7 protein-coding genes are annotated in these 12,398 nt (G+C 70.2%); 4 read left to right on the top strand and 3 right to left on the bottom strand.

Annotation, left to right across the window (positions count from 1 at the left end; translation table 11 throughout):
• Nucleotides 1-6: 6 nt before the first annotated feature.
• Entirely contained in the window at nt 7-801 is a 795-nt protein-coding gene (locus LX88_RS30935; protein WP_258951306.1) for an alpha/beta hydrolase, read from the bottom strand.
• A gap of 189 nt (nt 802-990) precedes the next feature.
• On the opposite strand from LX88_RS30935, the gene LX88_RS30930 reads away from it, so the two are divergent.
• Genes LX88_RS30930 through LX88_RS30920 form a run of 3 tightly spaced genes read left to right on the top strand, consistent with a single transcriptional unit; the run spans nt 991 to nt 5,269 of the window.
• A complete protein-coding gene (locus tag LX88_RS30930; protein WP_258951305.1) occupies nt 991-2,496 on the top strand; it encodes a flavin monoamine oxidase family protein in 1,506 nt (501 codons plus the stop codon).
• Entirely contained in the window at nt 2,493-4,094 is a 1,602-nt protein-coding gene (locus LX88_RS30925; RefSeq protein WP_258951304.1) for an FAD-dependent monooxygenase, read from the top strand. The genes LX88_RS30930 and LX88_RS30925 overlap by 4 nt, the downstream gene beginning before the upstream one ends.
• Complete coding sequence (locus LX88_RS30920) at nt 4,091-5,269, top strand: cytochrome P450 (RefSeq protein WP_258951303.1); 1,179 nt, start codon at nt 4,091-4,093, stop codon at nt 5,267-5,269. Before LX88_RS30925 ends, LX88_RS30920 begins: the two co-directional genes overlap by 4 nt.
• 4 nt (nt 5,270-5,273) lie before the next feature.
• Here LX88_RS30920 and LX88_RS44420 read toward each other — a convergent pair whose 3' ends face one another.
• Together LX88_RS44420 and LX88_RS30910 are read right to left on the bottom strand one after the other, a co-directional pair.
• Nucleotides 5,274-8,072, bottom strand: coding sequence for a helix-turn-helix transcriptional regulator (locus tag LX88_RS44420; RefSeq protein WP_258951302.1), 2,799 nt, complete (start codon nt 8,070-8,072; stop codon nt 5,274-5,276).
• A 773-nt stretch (nt 8,073-8,845) separates the two neighbouring features.
• A complete protein-coding gene (locus LX88_RS30910; RefSeq protein WP_258951301.1) occupies nt 8,846-8,971 on the bottom strand; it encodes an acyl carrier protein in 126 nt (41 codons plus the stop codon).
• A gap of 214 nt (nt 8,972-9,185) precedes the next feature.
• On the opposite strand from LX88_RS30910, the gene LX88_RS30905 reads away from it, so the two are divergent.
• The gene (locus tag LX88_RS30905; protein ID WP_258951300.1) at nt 9,186-12,398 is read left to right on the top strand and encodes a P-loop NTPase family protein; all 3,213 of its coding nucleotides are present in this window, start codon (nt 9,186-9,188) and stop codon (nt 12,396-12,398) included.

Here is a 12,398-nt window from a genome sequence, read left to right as displayed (position 1 = left end):
TGCGTGTCAGCGTGAGCCGAGGAGCCACTCCGTCGTCACCCGGATCGCCGGGGCCTGCCAGTGCGCCTCCACCGGTGGCCCGATCTCCACCAGGCGGCTCGGGCACGTGAGCGCCTCCACCGCGCTGCGCGAGGACGACAGCGGTGCACCCGACGGGCCGGCGCGGTGCACGACGAGGGTCGGCGCGGTGATCACCGGCAGCACCCCGCGCGGCTGCAGCCAGAAGACCTCGTTGAGCATCGCGCGACCGACCACGAAGGTGTCCGAGACGCGCAGGTACCCGTCGGCGAGCAGCGCGCGGCCGGCCTCCGCGCCGAGGAATCCTCCCGACCACGCGGGGTTCGAGTCGGCGAAGTGCTCCTGGTAGTCGATCAGGGGGTTGTACAGCACGACGTTCGCCACCTCGTCGCCCCGCCGGGCGGCGTAGCCGGCGGCGACACCGCCGGTCAGCCCGGTGGCGACGAGCGCCGCCGGACCTGGTGCCACGTTCTCGCGCAGGTGGGTCAGCCCCGCGCTGATGACGTTCAGCAGCCCGGACAGGCTCAGCTCCTCCTGCGCGCCTTCGCTGTCACCGTGTCCGGGAAGGTCGACGCGCAGGGAGGCCACGCCGTGCCCGGCCAGCTCCGAGGCCAGGCGGGTGTAGAACCCGCCCTGGTCGCGGTCGGCACCTTCGCCGTGCAGCAGCAGGGCCGTGCAACGCGGTTCACCGACGGGCGCCACAGTGGTCGCGGCCAGCTTCAGGCCGTCGTGTCCCCGCACCGTTGTCGTTCGCGGGACGACGTCGACGGTGGGCACTGGCATGACGGGCCTCCTCGGAAGAGTGTGGCGCCAGTGTCCTGCGTGGATGGCACGGGAGCCCCCTGGCCGCCGGAAACCGTTCTGTCGCGCGGTGTGAACTGCTCCGGCGAGTGGGTTGGGCACGCGGAACCACCTGTGCCACAGGTGTTGCGGGGGATGTGGGCGCAGGGCCGCGGCGGCACGATTCCGTTCATGAGTCCGGTGCACACGAACGTCCTCTCGGGCGGACAACACTGGCCGCAACGCCCGAAGCGGGTGACCGTCCTCGGCGCGGGCGTCGCGGGCCTGGTGGCGGCGCACGAGCTGGAACGCCTCGGCCACAGCGTCGAGGTGCTGGAGGCGCGGCTGGAGGTCGGTGGCCGGGTGCGCACGCACTCGTTCGTCGGCAGGGGCCCGCTCGCCGAGCTCGGCGCCATGCGCATCCCCGCCTCGCACCACCGAACCATGCAGTGGATCGACCTGCTGGGGCTGAGCGACAGGGTGCGGCAGTTCCGCACGCTGTTCTCCGACGACTCCAGCTACCTGGAGACCTGCACCGGGCACCTGCGGGTGCGCGACGCGACCTCGGTGCTCGTCGAGGAGTTCCGCCGCGGCCTGCCTCCCGGCGAGTACCGCGAGGAGTCCGTGCTCGCGGCGACCTGGCTGACCGCGAGCGTGAACGCCGTGGCGCCCGGCGCGTTCCGCACGAACCTGCACAGCGACCTGAACCTGGAACTGCTCGACCTGCTCGACGGCATCGACGTGCGGCCGTTCTTCGTGAGCACCGGCGGCGTCGAAAGGCTCGACGTCAACCGGTTCTTCGCGGGCAACCCGAAGTTCGCCGGGCGCAGCCGTCTCGCGCACTTCTTCGACGACATCACCGTCGAGACGTCGTCGGCGCTGTTCCGGCTCGAAGGCGGGATGGACCAGATCACCGTCAGGCTGGCCGGAAGCCTGCGCGGCCCGGTCCACCGCGGCCGCCAGGTCATCGGGCTGCACGTACGGCCCGACGGCGTGGTGGTCGAGACGCGGCGCGGCCTGGACGTCGTCGCGAGCCACTGCGACTACGTGCTGTGCACCGTGCCGTTCTCGGTCGTGCGGCGGATGAACCTCAGCGGACTGGACGACGACAAGGTCGCGACCGTGCACGACATGCAGTACTGGCCCGCCACCAAGATCGCGGTGCACTGCCAGGACGCGTTCTGGGAGGGCGACGGCATCAGCGGCGGCGGCTCGTTCACCGGCGGCCTGGTGCGCCAGACCTACTACCCGCCGGTCGAGAGCGACCCACGGCTCGGCGCGGCCCTCCTCGCGAGCTACACGATCGGGCCGGACTCGGACGCGCTGACGCGGTTCTCGCCGCAGGAGCGGGAACGCGTCGTGCTCGACGAGCTCAGCAGGATCCACCCCGAGCTGAAGAGGCCGGGAATGGTGCTCGACGTGGTGACCCAGGCCTGGGGCGAGGACTTCTCCAGCATGGGGGCCGCGTCGGTGCGGTGGAGCAAGGACGCCGCGACGGCCGAGGAGGAACGTGCGCTGGCGGCCAAGCCGCAGGGCACGTTGTTCTTCGCCGGCGAGCACTGCTCGACCTACCCGGCGTGGATCGAGGGCGCGATCGAGTCCGGCCTCGCGGCGGCCCAGGACGTCCACGCCGCCGCTCCGGCCGAACGCCCGCTCGTGGCGACCGGGTACCGGCGCATGAGGGGTGGCGCGGCATGAACCCAGTGGAGAACGACGTGCTCGAGACCGAAGTGATCATCGTCGGCGGCGGGCCGACCGGCATGGCCACCGCGCTGGAACTGCGTTCGCGTGGCGTCGGCTTCGTCCTGGTCGAGGCCGGCGACGGCACGGTCGGTCATCCCAAGGTGTCCAGCATCGGCCCCCGGTCCATGGAGTTCTTCCGCCGCTGGGGTGTCGCGGACGCCGTCCGCCACTCCGGCTGGCCCGAGGACCACCCGCTCGACTGCGTGTGGACCACCAGGATCGGCGGACACGAGCTCTTCCGCCTCCCCCGCCACACGATGGGCACCAGGCCGGACTTCCGGCACACCCCGGAACCGGACGCGATCTGCCCGCAGCACTGGCTCGGTCCGCTGCTGCGCGGGGCTCTGGGCGTCCACCCGGACGGACCGGTGCGGATGAGCACGCGCCTGGAGTCGTTCACGCAGGACGACACCGGCGTTCACGCGGTGCTGAGCGACGGCACCGAGGTGCACGCGCAGTACCTGATCGCCTGCGACGGCGCGAGCTCGCCGATCCGCAAGCACCTCGGCATCGCGGCTCCCGCCGTCCACGACGCGCTGGTCTTCCGCAACGTCCTGTTCCGCGCGCCCGAACTGCGCGAGCGGCTCGGCGACCAGGTCGCCAACTTCTACTACCTCATGATCTCCTCCGCACTGCGCTTCCCGGTCCGCGCGCTGGACGGCCGGGAGCTGTACCGGATGACGGTCGGGCTGCAGGGCTCACCCGAGTCGTTGCAGGAGGCCGAGACCTTGGTGCGCAAGGCGATCGCGTTCGACACGCCGGTGGAGGTGGTGTCCGACAACGAGTGGCACCTGGTGCACCGGGTCGCCGAGGACTTCCGCTCCGGCCGGGTCTTCCTCGTCGGAGACGCCGCGCACACGCTGTCGCCGTCGGGTGGGTTCGGCATGAACACCGGCATCTGCGGCGCCGCGGACCTCGGCTGGAAGCTCGCGGCCGAGCTGCGCGGGTGGGCGGGCCCGGACCTGCTCGACAGCTACACGCGGGAGCGTCAGCCGGTCGCGTTCGAGGGCCTGGAGGAGGCCAACCGCAACCTGGAACGGGCGATGCGCCGCGAGGTGCCGCCGTTCCTGAACGACGACACCGAGCAGGGCGCGGCGATGCGGTCGAAGATCAGCGAAGGGCTCCAGCGCGGCGGGGTGGCCCGCGAGTTCGACGCGCCGGAGATCCACCTCGGTTTCACCTATGCCGGATCGGCGCTGGTCGTCGACGACCCGACGGCGGAGAACCTGCAGGACCGCAGGCCGAACACCCGGCCGGGGTCCCGCGCACCGCACGCGTGGGTGAAGGACGGCGTGTCCACATTGGACCTCTTCGGAGACGGGTTCGTGCTGGTGCACTTCGAGAACTCCGCACGCCTGGCGTCGTTCGCCAAGGCGTTCGAGTCGCGGGGGATTCCGTTCCGCGCGGAGTGCCTGGACTCGCCGGAGATCGCGCACGCCTATGAACGGCCGTTCGTCCTGGTGCGGCCGGACGGGCACGTGGCCTGGCGGGGAACCGAGCTGCCCGCGGACGCCGGGACGATCGCGGACACCGTGCGCGGAGGTGCGCGGTGAAGCCGTTCTCCCTGAAGAACTGGACGGACGAGGACCTGCACAACCCCTTCCCGGTGTTCGCCCGCTACCTGGCGAACGGTCCCCTGCACCGCGCCGACGGCACCTGGTACGTGTTCGGCCACGACGCCGCGGTCGAGGTGCTGACCGGTTCCGCCTTCGGCCGCCGCTCGCCGGCGGGCGGCGGGAGCCCCGTGTCGGTGCCATCGGCATTGCGCACGCTCGTGGAGAACTGGCTGGTCTTCCTCGACCCACCACGGCACACCGAGCTGCGATCGGTGCTGAACAAGGAGTTCTCACCCGCCGTGGTAACGAACCTCCGTCCGCGGATCGCCGAGATCGCCCGAACCCTGCTCACCGACCTGCCGGTGACGTTCGACCTGGTGGAGAGGTTCTCCGCGCCCCTGCCGATCCTGGTCATCTCCGAACTGCTCGGCGTACCGCGCGAGGACGCGGGGTGGCTGCGGGACAGAGCGGTCGACCTGCAGGAGGCGAGCAGCGTCAGGGCGGCGGCGAACCCGGACGCGCACGCCGTCGCCGACCGTGCCGCGCAGGAGCTGCGGGACTACTTCCTCGCGCTGATGCGGACGCTGCGGTCCGAGCCCGGTGACGACCTGGTGTCGCTGATGGTGTCGGCCCAGACCCGCGGCGAACCGGTGTCGCCGGACGAGATCGTCGGTACCTGCGTGCACCTGATGACCGCCGGGCACGAGACGACGACCAACGTGCTGAGCAAGTCGGTGCTGGCACTGGCGTCGCGGCCCGAGGCGCGGGCGGAGCTGCGCCGCGGCGTCACCGCCGCGGCCGTCGAGGAACTGGTGCGCTTCGACCCGCCCGTGCAGGCCGTCGGACGCTGGGCGCACCGCGACGCCGACGTCGCGGGCGTGACGATTCCCGCCGGCAGCAAGGTGATGGTGATGCTCGGTGCGGCGAACCGCGACCCCGCCCGGTTCGCCGCACCGGATTCGCTCGACCTGCGTCGTGCCGGTGGCCGCAACACGGGCTTCGGCCTCGGCATCCACTACTGCCTCGGCGCCGCGCTGGCTCGCGCCGAGCTGGAGATCGGGCTCGGCGCGCTCCTCCCGGTGCTGGGCGACTACGTGGTGGACAGCGTGAAGTTCCCGCACGACATCGTCTTCCACGGTCCGCACAGTGTCGTCGTGACCAGGTCGGGATGACGGCTCACGGAGCGATGCGGGCCAGGTCGACGCGTGACCTGATGCCCAGTTTGCGGTAGATCTGCCGGAGGTGGAACCCGACGGTGTGCGGGGAGACGAACAACCCCGTGGCCACCTGCTGGTTGGTCATGCCCTGCGCGACGAGTGCCGCGACCTTCCCCTCAGCGGTGGTGAGGCTCTCCCAGCCGGAGTCGGGACGGGTCTCGTGGTTCCAGTGCCGCCGCCGCACCCCCAGCCGGCGGAGCTTGCGCCGCACCCTTGCCGCGTCCCACGCCGCGCCCAGGTCGTCGTAGCGCTCCATCGCCTGGTCGAGTTCCGACATGGCTCGATCGCGGTCGTCGGCGCGCAGCATCGACCCCCTGTCCTCGACCAGCGACGCCGCTGCCCAGACGTCGTCGCCGTAGAGGTCCTCCAGGCCGGCGAGGCCCGTGACGTCGTCCTCGAGCAGCGCCCGGCCGTGCCGTGCCGCCGCGGCGAACGCGGAGTGCCCGGGGTTGCCCGCGGCGATCTCCTCGGCCGTCACGACCACCAGCTCGGCGTGGTCGACCTCCCCCGCGCCCAGCGCCGTGCGCACCACCCACGACGTCGACGACGGGTCCTCCAGGACGAGCCGCCGACGTGAGCCCGCGTCCCCGACCACCTCTCGCAGCTCCTCCATCGCCTCGCGCACTCCGCGCCCGGCGGCGGTGAGCAGCGCGGACAGCAGGCACCGCAACAGAACCGGCGGCCCACCGGGTACACGGTCCTCCAGGCAGCGCAGGTGCCGCGCCGCGACCGCCAGATCACCTCGCCGCAGCGACACCATCACCAGCACCGCCCGCAACTGCGGTTCGTACACGGACGTGCCGGCTCGTTCCGCCGCCCGCAGACCCGCTGTCGCGTCGGCCTCCGCGGCGGCCAGATCACCCTGGACCAGACGCACCTCCGCCCGCAGGGCCAGCGGGAGGGACACGAGCACACCCAGGTTGTGCTCGTCGATCACTCGACGCGCCTGCTCCGCCGTCTCGAAGGCGTCGTCGAGCCTGCGCACCCTCGTGAGCATCCACGCCCGCATCCACAGCGGATCCACCTGGCAGACCTCGGGCAGGCCCGGTTGCACCGCGATGGCCTCCTCCGCGGTCGCCAGCGCCTCGCTCAACTCGCCCTCGCGCCACCTCACCCGCGCGCGAACGGTGAGCGCGGCCGCACGCACCGCGTCGCTGTGGGAGCCGGGTTCGGCCAGCACCCGCTCCGCCATCGCGACGACCTCACGCCGTTCCTCACCGGAGAAGGTGTTGAGCAGCAAGAGGTCCGGCAACGGATCGCGGGTGTCTCCCCCGCCGGCGAGCACGCCCTGCGCCGCCGACTCGTCACCGCGCAGCATCAACGCCGTCGCGAGCCAGGTCCGCAGCGAGGAGGACGCGCTCTCGCCGCACGTGCCGAGCTGTTCCGTCGCGAGGTCCACCGCGGCACCGAGGTCGCCCATCCGCACCAGCGCGGCGACGGCAGAGGTCGCCAGCACCAGCCGGTCGTCGCTGCCGGGCGGCGCGATCTCCAGGCCGCGGATCGCGAGCGCGGCGGCGGTCCGCGGTGCCGTGGGAAGCAGTCCGACCGCGGCGTCGCGGATGATCCGGAGTGCGTCCTCGTCGCCCGGCTTCACGAAGTGGACCACGTGCACGGCGGCGGCGTCGGCACGTCCCTGCTCGACCAGCATCGTGGCCGCCTGCCGGTGCAGCAACGAGCGCAACAACGCGGGCACGGTGCCGAGGACGACCAGCCACACGGGTTCGCGGTGGAAGGTGAACTCGTCCCCGTCACTGTCGATCACGCCGGCGCGAATGGCCTCCTGCAAGGGCCCCAGCAGGTGCGAAGTCCGTTCCTCCAGCATCTCGGCGAGGTCCTGCGGGGGGAACCTGTCGCCGAGCACCGCCGCGACCTGCAACACCTCCCGGCACCGCAGCGACAGCCGCCCCAGCCGGGAACGGACCATGCGCACGAAGGCCGCCGGCAGCCGTGCACCGGGTTCGGCCTCGACCCTCGACGGCACGTCCGTCGTCAACGCCCCGTCCGCGAGCTCGACCACACCGCCGCTGATGACGAGGGACTGCTCCTGCCGCAGGGCGAGCACGAGGTCCACGACGGACTGGGGTTCGCCGCCCACGCTCTCGCACAACGCGATGACGTCCGGATCGGGCGTGGCCCCGGTCAGGCCCTGGACCAGGCTGACCACGGCGGCGCCGGACAACGGCTCCAGCGGGCCGAGCCGCTGCACGCGCTGCCGGCGGACCAGCGAGTGCAGCAGCTGGCCGTTCGCCGACTCCGCGTGCGCCGTGTCCAGCGCGAACATCCACAGCACGGGTGCCGCACCGAGCTTGGCCATCACCAGGCCGATCGCGTGCAACAACGCCGGTTCCACCCAGTGCACGTCGTCCAGGACCACCAGCACGGGCTCGTTCCGCAGACGACCGCAGACCTGCGCCTCACACCCGGCCGCGAGCACGGCGATGCGGTCATCCTCGCCCCGCGCGGTGCGACCGCCGACCAGCGAGACGGGCCGGCCGGTGGCGACGGACGGCGACATGCCGTCCACAACGGCGAACCCACGCCGCGCCGCCAGCGCCGCGGCCCTCTCCAGCAACCACGTCTTCCCGGAACCCTGATCGGACTGCAGCACGACGACGTTGGCCTGCGCGCCTGCCTCGATCGTGGAGATCACGTCCTCGACCACGCGCAGCTCGGCCTCCCGACCGTGCGGTGGTGCGACCACCCTGATGCCGGGCAAGCGTGAGCGATCGAGGTTGTCTTCCAGATTCCTTTGAGACACGCCGAACTCTCCTATGCGTGTTGTCCGGACCGGCAACGACCCATGTCATCGTTGTCTTGAAACTCTCCACCACCCGACGAAGAAATCGAGACGAGGCGCAATTATCTCAATTGGCGAGCACCTGGGCCGGGCGTGACCTGGAACTACCCTCCACATTGATCTTGCGTGGTTTTCCCATGATGGCCGAGCCGCCAGAACGATGTCAACGAAGCGCCACGAGTCCACCGATCTCGAGTAATAAAGCCAAATCATCGGCGCCCACCGTCTCAATTCGATTCGATGTCCGGGGTACGCCCACCTGCCATCGAAAAGACGTTCCACCGTCAGCCACACGAAGCTTCGGTCCTGCGGCGAGGAGCCGTCCCCGCGCTTCGACCGCGCCCCGAGGATGCTGTCGACGACGTGGAAACTGCTGCTCAGCAGGCCTTTCGGCACACTATATGGACGTGTGACCCACTCGCCGCCCACTGCGCGGAAACTTTGCCTTCGGTCTGCACTGAAGCAATAGTGGAAACTCCACACCCGATCTGGGGCGACACGGAGCCAGCTACCTACCGAGACGGACCGGTGCCACCGCCACGGACTTCACACCGGAGGCTCGCCACCTGACGAATTCACGGCGACAGCCCATGGACTGAATTGCCGGGTGTCACCACACGAGCCGACGTCAGCGAGACGAATCGCCCGCCGTCGGCGTTGATCAGAGCGTCGCCAACGGGCACACCGGGATTCCGTGGGAGCTCCTGCCCAGGAACGACCTCGTGGCCAGGAACTCAACGCGCCGCCATCGCGCTGAGATCCCGAATGGCGATGCCCATGACCGAGTCCAGGCCGATGTCCGAAAACGGTCGTTCGGGTTCGATCCGGTGCTCCGGCACACCGGTTTCGGCCGCCACCACGCCGACAAGGCCTCCATGCCAGATCCGCCTTCTCGACCTCGTAGTGGGTCTCGTCGGCGGCCTGAATGGCCGCGGCTATCACCAGCGTTCCCGTCCTGTCGAAGGCGCCACCATCGGGGCACTCGCCCTGCTCGACCCCGAGGTGTCGGCCGCCAGGTGGCGCTCACCCGTACGTCCCTGTCACGGGTCGGTGGACGGCGGCATGATCAGGTGCATGTCGTGGACCAACGAGGTGTCCGGCCGGGTCGACGGTCCTGTGCTGCAGGTCGGCGTGCTGGTGGGCGACGTGCACGTGGACACGGCGCGGCCTGCTCGCTCCGCCTATCTGGCCCAGGTGGAAGCACTCAGGCCGGAGAGCCTCGAAGGAAGATCCCACGAACTGGCACTCTTGACGGCGTTCTGCACCTCGGAGTCGGCCGTCGAGAGCTACCTTTGGTGGCGGGCGGAGGCGTGGTCGGGCAAGTCCGCGTTGTTGTCGTGGTTCGTCCTGCACCCGCCGCCGAACGTGCATGTGGTGTCGTTCTTCGTCACCTCGCAGCTACCGGGCCAGAACGACCGGCGCGGCTTCGTGGACTGCGTACTGGAGCAGCTCCACGACCTCGCCAAGCGTCCTCCTCGCCCGGATCTCACCGACGCCACCCGTGAGCCGTTCCTTCGAAGACTGCTCGTGGAGGTGGCGAACCAGATCCGCGCGCAGGGCGAGCACTTCGTGCTGGTGGTCGACGGCCTGGACGAGGACCGCGGACTCGACGGATCCGCCGACGCACACAGCATCGCGGCGCTGCTCCCCCACCGCGGCGTCCGGGTGGTCGTCGCGGGGCGCCCGGACCCGGCACTTCCCAGCGACGTGCACAAGGACCACCCGCTGCGCACCTCAGCGCGTGTCGAACGACTGACCCCATCGCCGGAGGCAAGCGCCGTGCACGACGTGATGACCAGGGACCTCAAACGGCTGATGCGCGGCAGCCAGGTGCAACAGGACCTGCTCGGCTTCGTCACTGCGGCGGGCGGCGGGTTGTCCGCGCGAGACCTGGCCGAGCTGACCGGCGCATCGCAATGGCAGGTCGAGGACGACCTGAGCACCACAGCGGGGCGCAGTTTCGCCCGCCGCCCAGGGGAACCGCCGGTCTACCTCCTGGCCCACGACCAGTTGCACGTCCTGGCCGTGGAAATGCTCGGTCCGCGCTTGCGCTCGTTCCAGCAACGGCTTGCCGAGTGGGCGAGCTCCTATCGTGCGCGTAGATGGCCAGCCGACACTCCGCGGCACCTGTTGCAAGGCCACGCCGCGCTGCTCGCGGCGACAGGCGACCGGCAGCGTCTGCTGGACCACGTGATCGACGCCCGCCGGCAGAACGCCGCCCACAGGATGTTCGGCAACCACCACGCCTCCCTCACCGAGATCGAGACCGCACAGGCGGTCTTCCTCGGCGATGACGAGCCGGACCTCACCGCACTGGCCCGGCTCGCCGTGCACCGGACCAGCCTTCAGGACGGTGGGGACTGGATCCCGGCGCCACTTCCGAGTATCTGGGCCAGGGCTGGGCGGGTCGACCACGCACAGATGCTGATCGCGTCGATCAGCGAACCGATCGCACGCACTCGTGCGCTCATGGGCACGGCGGAAATGCTGTACCGCACCGGTCGACTGGACCTCGCGGCCCGCATGCTCGACACGGCCGAGGCCCTGACGTTGGCGTTCAATCAGTTCTGGGGCGACTGGCTGCACCGGGAACTGGCCGAGGCTGCTGTGAAAGTCGGCGACCACGACAGGACCCAGCGCCTGATCGACCACCTGAGTTCCGCCGACTCCAAGGCCCACGTCTGTGCTTCCGCGGCTCTCGCGGCGTTGTCGACCGCGAACCGTGAGCACGCCGAGCGGTGGTACCAGGACGCCGAGCAGGCGCTCACGTCAGAGCCGGCGCGTGAGGGACTGTTCGGCACCGCCGTCAAGTTCCAGGCGAACGCCCTCATGTTCGCGACCATGGCAGCCGCCGCAGCCGCCCTGGGCCGGCAGCAACGAGCGGCGGAACTCGCAGCCACGGCCACCGATCCCGAATCAACGTACGAGCTGCGCTCGCACGGACAAGTCGTGGAGGTGGCGGAGACATTGGCCAGCGGCGGCTTCGTCGACTTGGCGTTGTCCTTCACCAAGACACACACCGCTGTCGAGGACCCCGAGGACGCGTTGCTGGGCATCGTGCGGACGTTGGCGAACAACGGCGACCTCGACGAAGCCGAGGCCTTGGCCCGAACCGGCGCGGAGGCACAGCACCGCTGCGCCGCACTCGCCGCCGTCGAGTTCGCGGCGGGCAGGGGTGCGGACCCCGTCCGGGCGAACCGGCTCCGAACCGAGGTCGAGCCGGCCCTCAACGATCTTGCGCCTGACGAGTTCAAACGGTTCGCCGTCATGGCGACGGCGGTGGCCGCTGCCGATGCGGGACAGTGCGACCGGGCCGAGAAGTCCACCTTCACGCTGTTGCTCCCAGAGAAGGACTTCAGCGGGGCGTTGTCGGTGGCATTCGCTTTCCTGCGTCGTGGCGAATCCAACCGAGCCGAACGCATCATCGAGGCCACCGAGCACGCCGCCCGCTCGACATCACCGAGCTCGGATGAACGCGCATTCCTGAGGTGGATCGACGTCATGACGGACTTCGGAGACGTCGACCGCGCGGAGACAGCGGCGAGCTTCCTGCAGGACCCTGAAATCCGCTCGGCGGCCTGGCAACGGCTCGCCGAGACCGCAGCGGCCTCTGGCGACCTCCGCCGCTTCCAAGCCGCGTTCGACCACATCACACAACCCTCACTGCAACAGCGGCCGCGCATGGAGATGATCCGGATGCTGCTCGGCGCCGGCGAGGAGAACGAGGCCACCAGACTCGCTCGAACCGCCGACGTGACCCGTCACCGCGCGGCGGCTCTCGACTTCATCGCCGGAGCCACCCGCAATCGGGCGATGCTCGACGAAGTGATCTCCCTGGCGACCGACGCGATCGAACTCGACGAACAGGCGACGATCCTGCGCGCCGCACTCCGCACCGCCGTCGACATGGGCGACCGGGCCACCGCTGAACTACTGCTCCGAAGGCTGCACCTGGTCCAGGACCAACTGACCGCCGAAGCGAAGCGCAACGGCGATCACGCCTGGGCGGTGCATCTGCCGGAAGGCCTGCGGACGTTGACCGAGCTCGCAGATCGACTGAAAGCCTCTCCCATTCACATCATGAGGGAAGAGGAAGGATCGGCGGTTCGCTCCGTCGCATCACCATTCTTCCTGGGTTCATCGCCGCTCTCGTTCCGCACGCAACTCGCCGAAGCGCTCACCATCAGCAGTTGGATGGACACCGTCGACCGGCTCGTCGAAGAAGACCCCGCCGTCTACCCCGCCATCATCAGGGAACTCGATCGGCTCCAGGCAGAAGGCAGATGA

Source organism: Lentzea californiensis (assembly GCF_024648825.1).
Lineage (GTDB): Bacteria > Actinomycetota > Actinomycetes > Mycobacteriales > Pseudonocardiaceae > Lentzea > Lentzea californiensis.
This window is presented reverse-complemented; position numbering and strand designations above follow the sequence as displayed.